This window comes from Enterobacter sp. JH25 (assembly GCF_021725435.1).
GTDB lineage: Bacteria > Pseudomonadota > Gammaproteobacteria > Enterobacterales > Enterobacteriaceae > Enterobacter > Enterobacter intestinihominis.
On record NZ_CP091319.1, the window covers coordinates 682,229 to 700,181 of the forward strand.

Sequence of the window (17,953 nt, forward strand, 5' to 3'; positions counted from 1 at the left end):
ATCAAATCTGGGCAGTTGAAAAAGCACGTTCTGCCCTTATTACAGGTACACAACCACATGTTGACTGAATTTTTAGTGGAGACGTTTAGATGGGTAAAATTATTGGTATCGACCTGGGTACTACCAACTCTTGTGTAGCGATTATGGATGGCACTACTGCACGTGTGCTGGAGAACGCCGAGGGCGATCGCACCACGCCTTCTATCATTGCTTATACCCAGGATGGTGAAACTCTGGTTGGTCAGCCGGCTAAACGTCAGGCAGTGACAAACCCGCAAAACACCCTGTTTGCGATCAAACGCCTGATTGGCCGCCGCTTCCAGGACGAAGAAGTTCAGCGTGACGTTTCCATCATGCCTTACAAAATCATCGCAGCCGATAACGGCGATGCATGGCTTGATGTGAAAGGCACCAAAACTGCACCTCCGCAGATCTCTGCTGAAGTGCTGAAGAAAATGAAGAAAACCGCGGAAGATTACCTGGGTGAACCGGTAACTGAAGCTGTTATCACCGTACCTGCTTACTTCAACGATGCTCAGCGTCAGGCAACCAAAGATGCTGGCCGTATCGCAGGTCTGGAAGTAAAACGTATCATCAACGAACCAACCGCAGCAGCACTGGCTTACGGTCTGGATAAAGAAGTTGGCAACCGTACTATCGCGGTTTACGACCTGGGTGGTGGTACCTTCGATATCTCTATTATCGAAATCGACGACGTTGACGGCGAAAAAACCTTCGAAGTTCTGGCAACCAATGGTGATACCCACCTGGGTGGTGAAGACTTCGATACCCGTCTGATCAACTACCTCGTTGACGAGTTTAAGAAAGATCAGGGCATTGACCTGCGTAACGACCCGCTGGCCATGCAGCGCCTGAAAGAAGCCGCTGAGAAAGCGAAGATCGAACTGTCTTCCGCTCAGCAGACCGACGTGAACCTGCCGTACATCACCGCAGACGCGACCGGTCCAAAACACATGAACATCAAAGTGACCCGTGCGAAACTGGAAAGCCTGGTAGAAGACCTGGTGAACCGTTCTATCGAGCCACTGAAAGTTGCATTGCAGGACGCTGGCCTGTCCGTGTCTGATATTCAGGACGTTATCCTGGTAGGTGGTCAGACCCGTATGCCAATGGTTCAGAAGAAAGTTGCTGAATTCTTTGGTAAAGAGCCACGTAAAGACGTGAACCCGGACGAAGCGGTTGCTATCGGTGCTGCGGTTCAGGGTGGTGTTCTGACGGGTGAAGTGAAAGACGTACTGCTGCTGGACGTTACTCCGCTGTCACTGGGTATCGAAACCATGGGTGGCGTGATGACTCCGCTCATCAACAAAAACACTACTATCCCGACGAAACACAGCCAGGTGTTCTCCACCGCTGAAGACAACCAGTCTGCGGTAACCATCCATGTGATTCAGGGTGAGCGTAAGCGTGCGGCGGATAACAAATCTCTGGGTCAGTTCAACCTGGACGGTATTAACCCGGCACCACGCGGCATGCCACAGATCGAAGTCACCTTCGACATCGATGCTGACGGTATCCTGCACGTGTCTGCGAAAGACAAAAACAGCGGTAAAGAGCAGAAGATCACCATCAAGGCATCTTCTGGCTTGAACGAAGCGGAAATCGAAAAAATGGTTCGTGATGCCGAAGCTAACGCGGAATCCGACCGTAAGTTCGAAGAGCTGGTTCAGACCCGTAACCAGGGTGACCATCTGCTGCACAGCACCCGTAAGCAGGTTGAAGAAGCGGGCGATAAACTGCCAGCGGAAGACAAAACTGCGATCGAAACTGCACTGAGCGCGCTGGAAACGTCTCTGAAAGGCGAAGACAAAGCGGACATTGAAGCGAAGATGCAGGAGCTGGCACAGGTTTCTCAGAAGCTGATGGAAATCGCTCAGCAGCAGCACGCACAGCAGCAGGCGGGCGCTGATGCTTCCCAGAACAACGCGAAAGACGACGATGTTGTCGACGCTGAGTTCGAAGAAGTGAAAGATAAAAAATAATCGCCCTGATGCAGGGTAATTAATCGGCACGGGCGTAGGAGTATTCTCCACGCCCGTGCTCGCATGTTAAGGGGCTTAAAAAAACCAATGGCAAAGCAAGACTATTACGAGATTTTAGGCGTTCCGAAAACTGCGGAAGAGCGTGAAATCAAAAAGGCATATAAGCGCCTGGCCATGAAATTCCACCCTGACCGTAATCAGGGTGACAAAGAGGCTGAAGCCAAATTTAAAGAGATTAAAGAAGCCTATGAAGTCCTGACCGATGCACAAAAACGTGCGGCTTATGACCAGTATGGTCACGCGGCCTTTGAACAGGGCGGCATGGGCGGCGGTGGATTTGGTGGTGGCGGCTTCGGCGGCGGCGCTGATTTCAGCGACATCTTTGGCGATGTATTTGGCGATATCTTCGGCGGCGGTCGTGGTCGTCAGCGCGCGGCGCGCGGCGCAGATCTGCGCTATAACATGGACCTGACGCTGGAAGAAGCGGTTCGTGGCGTAACCAAAGAGATCCGTATCCCGACGCTGGAAGAGTGTGACGTTTGCCACGGCAGCGGCGCGAAAGCGGGGACTCAGCCACAGACCTGTCCAACCTGTCACGGTTCCGGTCAGGTGCAGATGCGCCAGGGCTTCTTCGCGGTGCAGCAGGCCTGTCCGCATTGTCATGGTCGCGGTACGCTGATTAAAGATCCGTGCACCAAATGCCACGGTCACGGTCGTGTGGAGAAAACCAAAACGCTGTCCGTTAAGATCCCGGCAGGCGTGGATACGGGCGACCGCATCCGTCTGGCAGGTGAGGGTGAAGCTGGCGAGCACGGCGCACCGGCAGGGGATCTGTACGTTCAGGTTCAGGTTAAACAGCACGCCATCTTCGAGCGTGAAGGTAACAACCTGTACTGTGAAGTGCCGATCAACTTTGCGATGGCGGCGCTGGGCGGCGAAATCGAAGTGCCGACGCTGGACGGTCGCGTTAACCTGAAAATCCCTGGCGAAACCCAGACCGGGAAGCTGTTCCGCATGCGCGGCAAAGGCGTTAAATCCGTTCGCGGTGGCGCGCAGGGTGACCTGTTATGCCGCGTGGTCGTTGAAACGCCGGTCGGCCTGAACGACAAGCAGAAACAGCTGCTGAAAGAGCTTCAGGAGAGTTTTGGTGGCCCGACGGGTGAGAAAAACAGCCCGCGCTCCAAAAGCTTCTTCGATGGCGTCAAAAAATTCTTCGACGATTTAACCCGCTAACCTGCCAGCTGGTTACTATCCTTTAAAGCCCGGAAGCGATTCCGGGCTTTTTGCTTTATAGCGTTATTCCTCGGTTAAACTGAATCTATAACCAATATTAATCTGTTTTTACCGATCTGTTTGCGCTGATATTATGGTTTTACCGAGGTATTGTTGTAAAAGAGAGTTTAAACGTGAAATTACTACACCGTTTCTTTAGCAGTGAGGCATCCGGCGGCGTCATCCTGATTATTGCTGCTGCAGCCGCCATGCTGCTCGCCAATATGGGCATGACGCGCGATCTCTATCACGCATTTCTGGAAACCCCCGTCGAGCTGAAGGTCGGGGCGCTGGAAATTAACAAGAACATGCTGCTGTGGATCAACGATGCGCTGATGGCGGTGTTCTTCCTGCTGGTAGGCCTGGAGGTCAAACGTGAGCTGGTGATCGGTTCTCTTGCCAGCCGTCAGCGCGCGGCGTTTCCGGTGATCGCGGCGATTGGCGGGATGATCGTTCCCGCGTTGCTCTTTCTCGCGTTTGCGTGGCAGGATCCGATTGCGCGTGACGGCTGGGCGATCCCGGCCGCAACGGATATCGCGTTTGCGCTCGGGGTCTTAGCCTTGCTCGGTAGCCGCGTCCCGGTAGCACTGAAAATTTTCCTGATGGCGCTGGCGATTATCGATGACCTGGGCGCTATCGTGATTATCGCGCTGTTCTACACCAGCGATCTGTCGGTTCTGTCGCTGAGCGTGGCGGCCGTGGCTATTGCGGTGCTGGCGTTGCTGAACGTCTTCAACGTCCGACGCACGGGTATTTATATTCTGGTGGGGATGGTGCTGTGGACGGCGGTGCTGAAGTCTGGCGTGCATGCCACGCTGGCGGGCGTCATCGTTGGCTTCTTTATTCCGCTGAAGGAGCAGGACGGCAAATCGCCTGCCAGACAGCTGGAGCATGTGCTTCATCCGTGGGTGGGCTTTATGATCCTGCCGCTGTTTGCATTTGCCAACGCGGGTGTTTCCCTGGCCGGTGTTACCCTGGACGGACTCACCTCTGTGCTGCCGCTGGGTATCATCGCTGGTTTGTTTATCGGTAAGCCGCTGGGTATCAGCCTGTTCTGCTGGCTGGCGCTGAAGCTGAAGCTAGCGTCATTGCCAAACGGAACCACCTTTAGTCAGATTATGGCCATCGGCGTGCTGTGCGGTATTGGATTCACCATGTCGATCTTTATCTCGACGCTGGCGTTTGGCACCAGCGCGCCTGAGCTTATCGTCTGGGCGAAACTCGGCATTCTTATCGGGTCGTTACTGGCCGCGGTTATTGGTTATACCTTGTTGAAGGTGAAGTTGTCCGGACAGGCTGTCCAGGCATAACAGGAAACCGGGAGAAGGGAAGCCTTCTCCCGATAAACTATCAGGGAGTGAAAACGTGATGTCTCATTTGAACTATAACCATCTCTATTACTTCTGGCATGTCTACAAGCAGGGCTCGGTCGTGGGAGCGGCAGAGGCGCTCTACCTGACACCACAAACTATTACCGGGCAAATCAAAGCCCTGGAAGAGCGCTTACAGGGCAAGCTTTTTAAGCGGAAAGGACGTGGCATTGAGCCGAGCGAGCTGGGCGAACTGGTGTTCCGCTATGCGGACAAGATGTTCACCCTGAGCCAGGAGATGCTGGATATCGTTAACTATCGCAAAGAGTCGAACCTGCTCTTTGACGTGGGCGTGGCGGATGCGTTGTCCAAACGGCTGGTAAGCGGTGTGCTGGATGCGGCGGTGGTGGAAGATGAACAGATTCATTTACGCTGCTTTGAGTCCACTCACGAGATGCTGCTGGAACAGCTGAGCCAGCATAAGCTGGATATGATTATCTCGGACTGCCCAATCGACTCCACGCAGCAGGAAGGCTTGTTCTCGGTGAAAATTGGCGAATGCGGCGTCAGTTTCTGGTGCATTAATCCGCCGCCGGAAAAACCGTTTCCTGCTTGCCTGGAAGAGCGCCGCCTGCTGGTGCCGGGTAGGCGGTCTATGCTCGGACGTAAGCTGCTGAACTGGTTTAACTCGCAGGGGCTGAACGTGGAGATCCTCGGTGAGTTCGACGATGCGGCTTTGATGAAGGCTTTTGGCGAGGCGCACAACGCTATCTTCGTTGCCCCGACGCTGTACGCGCACGATCTCTATTCAGACGACAAGATTACCGAGATTGGCAGGGTGGATAACGTGATGGAAGAGTATCACGCCATATTCGCCGAAAGGATGATTCAGCACCCGGCGGTGCAGCGAATCTGCAACCGCGACTACTCGGCGCTGTTTACGCCGCCGGCAATCTGAAGACATAAAAAAACCCGCGTTAAGCGGGTTCTTTCAAACAAGCAACAACAAGTAGCGATTAAGCCAGTTTGTTGATCTGCGCGGTCAGGTTTGCTTTATGACGCGCTGCTTTGTTTTTGTGGATCAGACCTTTAGCAGCCTGACGATCCACGATTGGTTGCATTTCGTTAAATGCGTTCTGCGCTGCAGCTTTGTCGCCTGCTTCGATTGCTGCGTATACTTTCTTGATGAAAGTACGCATCATAGAGCGACGGCTTGCGTTGTGCTTACGAGCCTTTTCAGACTGAACGGCACGTTTCTTAGCTGATTTGATATTAGCCAAGTCCAACTCCCAAATATGTTCTATGTGGACAATTCAAAGGCCGAGGAATATGCCCTCTTTGCCTTCTTTTGTCAATGGATTTGTGCAAATAAGCGCCGTTAATGAGCGACGCTACGTTACGTAGTGATGGCGCAGGATTCTACCAGCTTGTCTTTCGTGAATACAGCCTTTCGGCATAAAAATCGCAGTTCTCGGGCAGATTTTTTTGCTGTGAAAGGTCAGCCTGATGAAATCATACGGCTTTCTGTTTCGCGTGAACAATCGCCGGTTAACCTTAACCGCCGTACAAGGTATACTTTGGCGATTTTCACTGTTTTGAGCCAGTCATGAAGCTGATACGCGGCATACATAATCTCAGTCAAGCCCCGCACGGGTGCGTACTGACCATTGGTAATTTTGACGGCGTGCATCGTGGGCATCGGGCGCTGTTGCAGGGATTGCGTAAAGAAGGGGAGGCGCGTGGCCTGCCCGTTGTGGTGATGATTTTCGAACCGCAGCCGCTGGAGCTGTTTGCTGGCGAGAAATCCCCCGCGCGGCTGACGCGTCTGCGTGAGAAGTTACGCTACCTGGCGGAGTCCGGCGTGGACTACGTCCTGTGCGTACGCTTCGACCGTCGGTTTGCCGCGCTGACCGCACAAAACTTTGTCAGCGATCTGTTGGTCAGGCAGCTTGGCGTGCAGTTTCTCGCCGTGGGCGATGATTTCCGCTTTGGCGCTGGTCGTCAGGGCGATTTCTTGTTATTACAGAAGGCTGGCCTGGAGTACGGGTTTGACGTCACCAGTACGATGACCTTCTGTGAGGGCGGGGTGCGCGTCAGCAGCACGGCGGTACGTCAGGCTCTGGCGAACGATGAACTGGACACGGCAGAAACGCTGCTGGGTCATCCGTTCACAATTTCAGGTCGTGTGGTCCATGGCGATGCGCTGGGCCGCACGATAGGTTTTCCGACGGCGAATATACCGCTGCGTCGTCAGGTCTCCCCGGTTAAAGGGGTCTATGCGGTGGAAGTGGCAGGACTGGGTGAGAAGCCTTTCTACGGTGTTGCCAACATTGGTACACGTCCAACGGTTTCCGGTGTGCGTCAACAGTTAGAAGTACACCTGCTGGACGTTGTAATGGACCTCTACGGTCGCCATATAGATGTGATACTGCGTAAAAAAATACGCAATGAACAGCGATTCGCTTCGCTGGATGAACTTAAGGCGCAAATCGCGCGAGATGAATTAACGGCCCGCGAGTTTTTTGGGCTTTAGAACCGGCTTAACTGCCTACGTGATAAATACGGAACCGAGAATCTGATGAGTGACTATAAATCAACCCTGAATTTGCCGGAAACAGGGTTCCCGATGCGCGGCGATCTCGCCAAGCGCGAACCGGGAATGCTGGCGCGTTGGACTGATGATGACCTGTACGGCATCATTCGTGCAGCCAAAAAAGGCAAAAAAACCTTCATTCTGCATGATGGCCCTCCCTATGCGAATGGCAGCATTCATATTGGTCACTCTGTAAACAAGATTCTGAAAGACATTATCGTGAAGTCCAAAGGACTCGCGGGATATGACTCGCCTTATGTTCCGGGCTGGGACTGCCATGGTCTGCCAATCGAGCTGAAAGTGGAGCAAGAGTACGGTAAGCCGGGTGAGAAGTTCACCGCCGCAGAGTTCCGCGCGAAATGCCGCGAATACGCTGCCACCCAGGTAGACGGTCAGCGCGCTGACTTCATCCGTCTGGGCGTGCTGGGCGACTGGTCGCACCCGTACCTGACCATGGACTTCAAAACCGAAGCCAACATTATCCGTGCGCTGGGTAAAATCATCGGCAACGGTCACCTGCATAAAGGCGCTAAGCCGGTGCACTGGTGCGTGGACTGCCGTTCTGCGCTGGCAGAAGCGGAAGTAGAGTATTACGACAAAACCTCGCCTTCTATCGACGTGGCGTTCGAAGCGGTCGATCAGGATGCGATCAAAGCTAAATTTGGCCTGCCAGGCGTAAGCGGTCCAGTCTCGCTGGTTATCTGGACCACCACCCCGTGGACGTTACCAGCCAACCGTGCCATTTCCCTGTCCGGTGAGTTTGAGTACGCGCTGGTACAAATTGATGGTCGCGCGGTTATCCTGGCAAAAGATCTGGTTGAAAGCGTGCTTAAACGCGCGAACATCACTGATTACAGCGTGCTGGGTACCGTAAAAGGCGACGCGCTGGAGCTGATGCGCTTCAAACACCCGTTCCTGGACTTCGACGTTCCGGCGATCCTGGGCGACCACGTCACGCTGGACGCCGGTACCGGTGCGGTGCATACCGCCGGCGGCCACGGTCCTGACGACTACAACATCAGCCTGAAATACGGTCTGGAAATCGCCAACCCGGTCGGTCCGGATGGCTCTTACCTGCCTGGCACCTACCCGGCGCTGGACGGTATCAACGTCTTTAAAGCCAACGACATCATCGTTGACATGCTTCGCACCAGCGGCGCGCTGCTGCACGTTGAGAAAATGCAGCACAGCTATCCGTGCTGCTGGCGCCATAAGACCCCGATTATCTTCCGTGCGACCCCGCAGTGGTTCGTCAGCATGGACCAGAAAGGCCTGCGCGAGCAGTCTCTGAAAGAGATCAAAGGCGTGCAGTGGATCCCGGACTGGGGCCAGGCGCGTATCGAATCCATGGTGGCTAACCGTCCTGACTGGTGTATCTCCCGTCAGCGCACCTGGGGCGTGCCGATGTCGCTGTTCGTGCATAAAGAGACGCAGGAACTGCACCCGAACACCCTGGAACTGATGGAAGAGGTGGCTAAGCGCGTTGAAGTTGACGGCATTCAGGCGTGGTGGGATCTCGATTCCCGTGACATCCTGGGCGCTGACGCGGACAACTACGAGAAAGTGCCGGATACCCTGGACGTGTGGTTCGACTCCGGGTCTACCCACTCCTCCGTGGTTGACGTGCGCCCTGAGTTCGCCGGTCACGCTGCCGACATGTATCTGGAAGGCTCCGACCAACACCGCGGCTGGTTCATGTCATCCCTGATGATCTCCACCGCCATGAAGGGCAAAGCACCTTACCGCCAGGTACTGACCCACGGCTTCACCGTGGATGGTCAGGGCCGTAAGATGTCCAAATCCATCGGTAACACCGTTTCTCCGCAGGACGTGATGAACAAGCTGGGCGCGGATATTCTACGCCTGTGGGTGGCATCCACCGACTACACGGGCGAAATGGCGGTGTCTGACGAGATCCTGAAACGTGCTGCTGACAGCTATCGTCGTATCCGTAACACTGCGCGCTTCCTGCTGGCGAACCTGAACGGGTTTGATCCGGTAAAAGACATGGTGAAGCCGGAAGAGATGGTGGTGCTCGATCGCTGGGCGGTAGGCTGCGCGAAAGCGGCACAGGAAGATATTCTGAAAGCCTATGAGTCTTACGACTTCCACGAAGTGGTGCAGCGCTTGATGCGCTTCTGCTCCATTGAGATGGGGTCGTTCTATCTCGACATCATCAAAGACCGCCAGTACACCGCGAAAGCGGACAGCGTGGCGCGTCGTAGCTGCCAGACCGCGCTGTTCCACATCGCAGAGGCGCTGGTACGCTGGATGGCGCCGATCATGTCCTTCACCGCAGATGAAATCTGGGGTTACCTGCCGGGCGAACGTGAGAAGTATGTCTTCACCGGCGAGTGGTACGAAGGTCTGTTCGACCTCTCCAGCACTGAAGCAATGAACGACGCCTACTGGGACGAGCTGCTGAAAGTGCGTGGCGAAGTGAACAAGGTTATCGAGCAGGCGCGCGCTGACAAGAAAGTCGGTGGCTCTCTGGAAGCGACGGTGACCCTGTACGCAGAGCCTGAGCTGGCCGCGAAGCTGACCGCGCTGGGCGATGAATTACGATTTGTCCTGTTGACCTCCGGTGCGAAAGTTGCGGATTATGCCGAGGCATCTGCTGATGCTCAGCAGAGCGAACTGCTCAAAGGACTGAAGGTCGCACTGAGCAAAGCCGATGGTGAAAAATGCCCGCGTTGCTGGCATTACACTACCGATGTCGGCCAGGTGGCGGAACACGCAGACATCTGCGGACGCTGTGTAAGCAACGTCGCCGGCGACGGCGAAAAACGTAAGTTTGCCTGATGAGTAAAACTCTCTGTTCAACAGGACTGCGCTGGCTGTGGCTGGTGGTAGTGGTGCTGATTATTGATTTGGGCAGCAAGTTCCTGATCCTCCAGAATTTCGCTCTGGGGGATACGGTCCCGCTGTTCCCGTCGCTTAACCTGCACTACGCCCGCAACTACGGCGCGGCGTTTAGTTTCCTTGCCGACAGCGGTGGCTGGCAGCGTTGGTTCTTCGCAGGTATCGCAATGGGTATCTGCGTCGTGCTCGCGGTGCTGATGTACCGCTCGAAGGCCACGCAAAAGCTGAATAACATCGCCTACGCGCTGATCATTGGTGGCGCACTGGGTAACCTGTTTGACCGCCTGTGGCACGGCTTTGTAGTCGATATGATCGACTTCTACGTCGGCAACTGGCACTTTGCGACCTTTAACCTCGCCGATAGCGCAATATGCGTTGGTGCAGCGTTAATCGTGCTGGAAGGCTTCTTGCCTAAACCGGCCGCGAAAGAGCAGGCGTAACAAAACCAGCCGGGTGACGCGTAGCGATCCCGGCCTACAGAATTTGTGGCCCCCGTAGGCCCGGTAAGCGTAGCGCCACCGGGCAACAGGTGACCCAAAACAAGCGAGCAATTTGCATGTCTAAATCCGTACAGAGCAACAGCGCGGTTCTCGTTCATTTCACGCTGAAGCTGGATGACGGCTCCACGGCCGAGTCCACCCGCAACAATGGCAAACCGGCGCTGTTTCGTCTGGGCGACACCTCCCTGTCTGAAGGCCTCGAACAACAGCTTCTCGGGCTGAAAGAGGGTGAGAAAAAAGCGTTCTCACTGGAGCCGGATGCGGCATTCGGTGTGCCAAGCCCGGATCTGATTCAGTACTTCTCGCGCCGTGAGTTTATGGATGCGGGTGAACCGGAGATCGGGGCGATTATGCTCTTTACCGCTATGGACGGCAGCGAAATGCCTGGCGTGATCCGCGAAATCAACGGGGATTCCATCACCGTTGACTTCAACCATCCGCTTGCCGGGCGTACCGTTCATTTTGATGTAGAAGTGCTGGAGATCGATCCGGCGCTGGAGGACTGAGATGCAGATCCTGTTGGCTAACCCGCGCGGTTTTTGCGCCGGTGTAGACCGCGCTATCAGCATTGTTGAAAATGCGCTGGAGATTTACGGCGCGCCGATTTACGTGCGTCACGAAGTGGTGCACAACCGCTACGTGGTCGACAGCCTGCGCGAGCGCGGTGCGATTTTTATCGAGCAGATCAGCGAAGTGCCGGACGGCGCAATCCTCATCTTCTCCGCGCACGGCGTATCCCAGGCCGTACGTAACGAAGCCAAAAGCCGCGATCTGACCGTATTCGATGCCACCTGTCCGTTAGTGACCAAGGTGCATATGGAAGTGGCGCGTGCAAGCCGTCGTGGTGAAGAGTCGATTCTGATTGGCCATGCCGGTCACCCGGAAGTTGAAGGCACCATGGGTCAGTACAGCAACCCGGAAGGGGGTATGTATCTGGTTGAGTCGCCGGAAGACGTTTTTACGCTGAATGTGAAAAACGAAGCGCGTCTGTCGTTTATGACCCAGACGACGCTTTCCGTGGACGACACCTCAGACGTGATTGACGCCCTGCGCCAGCGCTTCCCAAAAATCGTCGGGCCGCGCAAAGATGATATCTGCTACGCAACCACCAACCGTCAGGAAGCCGTGCGCGCGTTGGCTGAACAGGCGGACGTGGTGCTGGTGGTCGGTTCAAAAAACTCCTCTAACTCTAACCGTCTGGCCGAACTGGCGCAGCGTATGGGGAAAGCGGCGTTTCTGATCGACGACGCAACGGACATTCAGGAAGCGTGGGTGAAAAACGCGGCCTGCGTCGGTGTTACCGCAGGTGCTTCAGCGCCGGATATTCTGGTGCAAAACGTCATTGCCCGCCTGCAAGAGCTGGGTGGTGGCGAAGCGGTGCCGCTGGAAGGCCGTGAAGAGAACATTGTCTTTGAAGTGCCGAAAGAGCTGCGAATCGACGCCCGCGAAGTGGAATAATTTCTTTTCTGATGAAAGGCCAGCACCTTCTGTGCTGGCCTTTTTTTTGCTTCGTATCTTATCGTGACGACAAAATCATGTCTTTTACTGATATCTGAGTCGGTTTCACGTTAAATTCTAATTATTGGTGTTTTCAGTTGGCAGCCTTAGCGAAGGCTGGTTAATCTGAAAACGGTTTACATCATTTTAACGTAAGAGAATAACTATGCATGATGCACAGATCCGTGTCGCCATTGCGGGCGCGGGTGGACGTATGGGTCGCCAGCTGATTCAGGCGGCACTACAGATGGATGGCGTGGCACTTGGCGCGGCGCTGGAGCGTGAAGGTTCATCCCTGCTGGGCTCCGATGCGGGCGAACTGGCAGGCGCGGGCAAGACAGGCGTTACCGTGCAGAGCAACCTGGAGGCGGTGAAAGAAGACTTTGACGTGTTCATCGACTTTACCCGTCCGGAAGGCACTTTGACTCACCTGGCGTTTTGCCGCCAGCACGGTAAAGGGATGGTGATTGGCACCACCGGTTTCGATGATGCCGGTAAACAGGCCATTCAGGAAGCAGCCGCCGACATTGCAATTGTCTTCGCCGCGAACTTTAGCGTAGGCGTTAACGTTATGCTGAAACTGCTGGAAAAGGCAGCGAAGGTGATGGGCGACTATACCGACATTGAGATTATTGAAGCGCACCACCGCCATAAAGTCGATGCCCCATCTGGCACGGCGCTGGCGATGGGCGAAGCGATTGCTTATGCAATGGATAAAGATTTGAAAGACATCGCGGTCTATTCTCGCGAAGGTCACACTGGCGAGCGCGTGCCTGGCACCATTGGTTTTGCCACCGTTCGCGCGGGTGATATCGTCGGCGAACATACCGCTATGTTCGCCGATATTGGTGAAAGGGTCGAAATCACACATAAAGCATCCAGCCGCATGACGTTTGCAAACGGGGCGGTACGCTCCGCACTGTGGCTAAAAGGTAAGCCAAATGGTCTTTTTGACATGCGAGATGTGCTCGAACTCAACAATTTGTAAGCGTTATTACCCATCGTGATGTGGTTATTGCAGTCGTAACTGTTTGATTGCATAGGGCAATATTTTATTGCCCTTTTATTTTGACTATTTAAAAGGATTATTGCATTTAACTCATTTAAAGTAAGTGTTTTCATGCTATTTTATGTTGCTGTACTGTAAATTTTGACCATCTGGTCCACTTTTTATTCCCGCGAGACGATTGTTTCTTTTAAACTGCCTGCGCAAGCGATTTCCACAGTGATTTAGTTGATCTTTTTGCCGCTTAATTTGAAATCAAGCCATCAGGCCTGCAAAAGAATAAACTAAATCCCCGTTTTAAGTTGACTTTTACATGGCAAATCCCCAGAATGCCGCCGTTTGCCAAAAATCCGCTGGCAACACATTTGCATTGATCCATGACATGGTTATGAATTAATATGCAAATAAAGTGAGTGAATATTCTCTGGAGGGTGTTTTGATTAAGTCAGCGCTATTGGTTCTGGAAGACGGAACCCAGTTTATCGGTCGGGCCATAGGGGCAACGGGTTCGGCGGTTGGGGAAGTCGTTTTCAATACTTCAATGACCGGTTATCAAGAAATCCTCACTGATCCTTCCTATTCTCGCCAAATCGTTACTCTTACTTATCCTCATATCGGCAATGTCGGCACCAATGCGGCTGACGAAGAATCCTCTCAGGTACATGCGCAAGGCCTGGTCATTCGCGACCTGCCGCTGATTGCCAGCAACTTCCGCAACACCGAAGACCTCTCTTCTTACCTGAAGCGCCATAACATTGTGGCGATTGCCGATATCGATACCCGTAAGCTGACGCGTCTGCTGCGCGAGAAGGGTGCACAAAATGGCTGCATCATCGCAGGGGACAACCTCGATGCGGCGCTGGCGCTGGAAAAAGCGAAAGCCTTCCCGGGCCTGAACGGGATGGACCTGGCGAAAGAAGTGACTACCACAGAAGCCTACAGCTGGACGCAGGGAAGCTGGACGCTGGAAGGCGACCTGCCGGAAGCGAAACCGGAAAGCGAGCTGCCGTTCCACGTGGTGGCCTACGATTTTGGTGCCAAGCGCAACATCCTGCGTATGCTGGTTGACCGTGGCTGCCGCCTGACGGTCGTCCCGGCACAAACGTCTGCGGAAGATGTTCTGAAGATGAACCCGGACGGTATCTTCCTCTCTAACGGTCCTGGCGACCCGGCGCCGTGTGACTACGCTATCGACGCCATTAAGTACTTCCTTGAAACCGATATCCCGGTATTCGGCATCTGTCTCGGCCATCAGCTGCTGGCGCTGGCGAGCGGAGCGAACACCGTCAAGATGAAGTTCGGCCACCATGGTGGTAACCACCCGGTGAAAGATATCGACAACAACACGGTAATGATCACCGCGCAGAACCACGGCTTCGCTGTGGATGAAGCGACGATGCCCGCTAACCTGCGTGTGACGCATAAGTCACTGTTCGATGGTACCTTGCAGGGTATCCATCGCACCGATAAGCCTGCGTTCAGCTTCCAGGGCCACCCTGAAGCCAGCCCGGGCCCACACGATGCCGCGCCGCTGTTCGATCACTTCATCGAACTTATCGAGCAATACCGTAAGACTGCTAAATAATCAGGAGCTGAGAAGACCATGCCAAAACGTACAGACATAAAAAGCATCCTGATCCTTGGCGCTGGCCCGATCGTGATCGGCCAGGCCTGCGAATTTGACTACTCCGGTGCGCAGGCGTGTAAAGCCCTGCGTGAAGAGGGTTACCGCGTCATCCTGGTCAACTCTAACCCGGCCACTATCATGACCGACCCGGAAATGGCAGATGCGACCTACATCGAGCCGATTCACTGGGAAGTGGTACGCAAAATTATCGAGAAAGAGCGTCCGGATGCGGTGCTGCCGACCATGGGTGGCCAGACGGCGCTGAACTGTGCACTGGAGCTGGAGCGTCAGGGTGTGCTGGAAGAGTTCGGCGTGACCATGATTGGGGCAACCGCCGACGCGATTGATAAAGCAGAAGACCGTCGTCGCTTCGACGTGGCAATGAAAAAAATTGGCCTCGACACCGCGCGTTCCGGTATCGCACACAACATGGAAGAAGCGCTGGCCGTCGCGGCTGACGTGGGCTATCCGTGCATCATCCGTCCATCATTCACTATGGGCGGCACCGGCGGCGGTATCGCCTACAACCGCGAAGAGTTCGAAGAGATTTGCGAACGCGGTCTGGATCTCTCCCCAACCAAAGAGCTGCTGATTGATGAATCGCTGATTGGCTGGAAAGAGTACGAGATGGAAGTGGTGCGTGATAAAAACGACAACTGCATCATCGTCTGCTCCATCGAAAACTTCGACGCGATGGGGATCCACACCGGCGACTCCATCACCGTTGCGCCAGCTCAGACGCTGACCGACAAAGAGTACCAAATCATGCGTAACGCCTCGATGGCGGTACTGCGTGAAATCGGCGTGGAAACCGGCGGCTCGAACGTGCAGTTCTCGGTGAACCCGAAAACCGGCCGTCTGATTGTTATCGAAATGAACCCGCGCGTGTCCCGTTCCTCCGCGCTGGCCTCCAAAGCCACCGGCTTCCCGATTGCGAAAGTGGCGGCGAAACTGGCGGTGGGTTACACCCTTGACGAGCTGATGAACGACATCACCGGTGGCCGCACGCCAGCGTCCTTCGAACCGTCCATCGACTACGTTGTGACCAAAATTCCTCGCTTTAATTTCGAGAAATTCGCCGGCGCGAACGACCGTCTGACTACCCAGATGAAATCCGTTGGTGAAGTCATGGCGATTGGCCGCACGCAGCAGGAATCCCTGCAAAAAGCGCTGCGTGGCCTGGAAGTGGGCGCGACCGGCTTTGACCCGAAAGTCAGCCTGGACGACCCGGAAGCACTGACCAAAATCCGCCGCGAGCTGAAAGACGCGGGCGCAGAGCGTATCTGGTACATCGCCGATGCCTTCCGTGCGGGCCTCTCTGTCGACGGCGTATTTAACCTGACTAACATCGACCGCTGGTTCCTGGTGCAGATTGAAGAGCTGGTGCGTCTGGAAGAGAAAGTGGCAGAGCTGGGCATCAACGGCCTGGACGCAGACTTCCTGCGCATGCTGAAGCGTAAAGGCTTCGCCGATGCGCGTCTGGCTAAACTGGCGGGCGTACGTGAAGCGGAGATCCGCAAGCTGCGCGACCAGTATGACCTGCACCCGGTTTACAAGCGCGTGGACACCTGTGCGGCAGAGTTCTCGACCGATACCGCGTACATGTACTCCACCTATGAAGACGAGTGCGAGGCGAACCCGTCCGTCGACCGCGACAAGATTATGGTGCTGGGCGGCGGTCCAAACCGTATCGGCCAGGGCATTGAGTTCGACTACTGCTGCGTGCATGCCTCGCTGGCGCTGCGCGAAGACGGTTACGAGACCATCATGGTCAACTGTAACCCGGAAACCGTCTCGACCGACTACGACACTTCCGACCGCCTCTACTTCGAGCCGGTTACGCTGGAAGACGTGCTTGAAATCGTGCGCATCGAGAAGCCGAAAGGCGTGATCGTGCAGTATGGCGGCCAGACTCCGCTGAAGCTGGCGCGTGCGCTGGAAGCAGCAGGTGTGCCGGTCATCGGCACCAGCCCGGACGCTATTGACCGTGCGGAAGACCGCGAGCGTTTCCAGCAGGCAGTTGATCGTCTCAAGCTGAAACAGCCGGCGAACGCCACCGTGACCGCGATTGAAATGGCCGTTGAGAAAGCGAAAGAGATTGGTTACCCGCTGGTGGTGCGTCCATCCTACGTACTGGGCGGCCGTGCGATGGAAATCGTCTATGACGAAGCCGACCTGCGTCGCTACTTCCAGACGGCGGTGAGCGTTTCCAACGATGCGCCAGTGCTGCTCGACCGCTTCCTCGACGACGCGGTTGAAGTCGACGTTGACGCTATCTGCGACGGCGAAATGGTGCTGATTGGCGGCATTATGGAGCACATCGAGCAGGCTGGTGTGCACTCCGGTGACTCCGCATGTTCTCTTCCTGCGTACACCCTGAGCCAGGAGATTCAGGATGTGATGCGTCAGCAGGTGCAGAAGCTGGCCTTCGAGCTACAGGTTCGCGGCCTGATGAACGTCCAGTTCGCAGTGAAAGACAACGAAGTTTATCTGATTGAAGTCAACCCGCGTGCGGCACGTACCGTACCGTTCGTCTCTAAAGCGACCGGTATTCCGCTGGCGAAAGTGGCGGCGCGCGTGATGGCTGGCCAGACGCTGACTCAGCAGGGCGTCACGAAAGAAATCATCCCGCCGTACTACTCGGTGAAAGAGGTGGTGCTGCCGTTCAACAAATTCCCGGGCGTTGACCCACTGTTAGGGCCAGAGATGCGCTCTACCGGGGAAGTGATGGGCGTGGGCCGCACCTTCGCAGAAGCGTTTGCCAAGGCACAGCTGGGCAGCAGCTCCACCATGAGAAAATCGGGCCGTGCGCTGCTCTCCGTTCGCGAAGGCGATAAAGAGCGCGTGGTTGACCTGGCCGCCAAGCTGCTTAAACAGGGCTTCGAGCTGGATGCAACCCACGGCACGGCAATTGTGCTGGGTGAAGCTGGGATCAACCCGCGTCTGGTGAACAAGGTGCATGAAGGTCGTCCGCACATTCAGGACCGTATCAAGAATGGTGAGTACACCTACATCATCAACACCACCGCAGGTCGCCAGGCGATTGAAGACTCCAAGCTGATTCGCCGCAGCGCGCTCCAGTATAAAGTGCATTACGACACCACCCTGAACGGCGGTTTCGCGACGGCCATGGCGCTGAATGCGGATGCCACCGAGAAGGTGATTTCGGTGCAGGAAATGCACGCTCAGATTAGCAAGTAATCTGCGTAGGCCCGGCAAGCGTTAGCGCCGCCGGGCAAGTGGCGGGTGGCGCTTCGCTTACCCGCCCTACGGTTTTCTTTAC

At 55.2% G+C, this 17,953-nt stretch carries 13 protein-coding genes and 1 pseudogene; 13 read left to right on the plus strand and 1 reads right to left on the minus strand.

Annotated features, from left to right (window positions below; translation table 11 throughout):
- Positions 1-89 precede the first annotated feature (89 nt).
- The 4 genes from dnaK (at position 90) to nhaR (ending at position 5,543) form a co-directional block, all read left to right on the plus strand.
- Complete coding sequence (gene dnaK / locus L2Y28_RS03325; protein ID WP_006810169.1) at positions 90-2,003, plus strand: molecular chaperone DnaK; 1,914 nt, start codon at positions 90-92, stop codon at positions 2,001-2,003.
- An 87-nt stretch (positions 2,004-2,090) separates the two neighbouring features.
- A complete protein-coding gene (gene dnaJ, locus L2Y28_RS03330; RefSeq protein WP_008502040.1) occupies positions 2,091-3,236 on the plus strand; it encodes a molecular chaperone DnaJ in 1,146 nt (381 codons plus the stop codon).
- A gap of 173 nt (positions 3,237-3,409) precedes the next feature.
- A complete protein-coding gene (gene nhaA / locus L2Y28_RS03335; protein WP_022647005.1) occupies positions 3,410-4,585 on the plus strand; it encodes a Na+/H+ antiporter NhaA in 1,176 nt (391 codons plus the stop codon).
- Between the two features lie 58 nt (positions 4,586-4,643).
- Positions 4,644-5,543: a transcriptional activator NhaR gene (nhaR, locus tag L2Y28_RS03340; protein WP_003856462.1), complete on the plus strand. Its 900-nt coding sequence runs from the start codon at positions 4,644-4,646 to the stop codon at positions 5,541-5,543.
- Positions 5,544-5,601: 58 nt separating this feature from the next.
- Here nhaR and rpsT read toward each other — a convergent pair whose 3' ends face one another.
- Entirely contained in the window at positions 5,602-5,865 is a 264-nt protein-coding gene (gene rpsT / locus L2Y28_RS03345; RefSeq protein ID WP_003856458.1) for a 30S ribosomal protein S20, read from the minus strand.
- Positions 5,866-5,966: 101 nt separating this feature from the next.
- On the opposite strand from rpsT, the pseudogene L2Y28_RS25545 reads away from it, so the two are divergent.
- The 9 genes and pseudogenes from L2Y28_RS25545 to carB all read left to right on the plus strand — a co-directional run bounded on the left by L2Y28_RS25545 (position 5,967) and on the right by carB (position 17,871).
- Positions 5,967-6,184, plus strand: a pseudogene (locus L2Y28_RS25545) (DUF2575 domain-containing protein).
- Between the two features lie 7 nt (positions 6,185-6,191).
- A complete protein-coding gene (ribF, locus tag L2Y28_RS03350) occupies positions 6,192-7,118 on the plus strand; it encodes a bifunctional riboflavin kinase/FAD synthetase (protein WP_022647006.1) in 927 nt (308 codons plus the stop codon).
- Between the two features lie 45 nt (positions 7,119-7,163).
- A complete protein-coding gene (ileS, locus tag L2Y28_RS03355; protein ID WP_022647007.1) occupies positions 7,164-9,980 on the plus strand; it encodes an isoleucine--tRNA ligase in 2,817 nt (938 codons plus the stop codon).
- Complete coding sequence (gene lspA, locus L2Y28_RS03360) at positions 9,980-10,480, plus strand: signal peptidase II (protein WP_022647008.1); 501 nt, start codon at positions 9,980-9,982, stop codon at positions 10,478-10,480. The genes ileS and lspA overlap by 1 nt, the downstream gene beginning before the upstream one ends.
- A gap of 116 nt (positions 10,481-10,596) precedes the next feature.
- Complete coding sequence (gene fkpB / locus L2Y28_RS03365) at positions 10,597-11,046, plus strand: FKBP-type peptidyl-prolyl cis-trans isomerase (RefSeq protein ID WP_022647009.1); 450 nt, start codon at positions 10,597-10,599, stop codon at positions 11,044-11,046.
- Position 11,047: 1 nt separating this feature from the next.
- Complete coding sequence (ispH, locus tag L2Y28_RS03370) at positions 11,048-11,998, plus strand: 4-hydroxy-3-methylbut-2-enyl diphosphate reductase (RefSeq protein WP_022647010.1); 951 nt, start codon at positions 11,048-11,050, stop codon at positions 11,996-11,998.
- A 205-nt stretch (positions 11,999-12,203) separates the two neighbouring features.
- Positions 12,204-13,025: a 4-hydroxy-tetrahydrodipicolinate reductase gene (dapB, locus tag L2Y28_RS03375; protein WP_022647011.1), complete on the plus strand. Its 822-nt coding sequence runs from the start codon at positions 12,204-12,206 to the stop codon at positions 13,023-13,025.
- Between the two features lie 454 nt (positions 13,026-13,479).
- On the plus strand, positions 13,480-14,628 hold the full coding sequence (carA, locus tag L2Y28_RS03380) for a glutamine-hydrolyzing carbamoyl-phosphate synthase small subunit (RefSeq protein WP_022647012.1): 1,149 nt from the start codon (positions 13,480-13,482) through the stop codon (positions 14,626-14,628).
- Positions 14,629-14,646: 18 nt separating this feature from the next.
- Positions 14,647-17,871 carry a carbamoyl-phosphate synthase large subunit gene (carB, locus tag L2Y28_RS03385; RefSeq protein WP_022647013.1) on the plus strand — a complete coding sequence of 1,075 codons (3,225 nt, stop codon included), beginning with the start codon at positions 14,647-14,649 and terminating at the stop codon, positions 17,869-17,871.
- Positions 17,872-17,953: the final 82 nt, after the last annotated feature.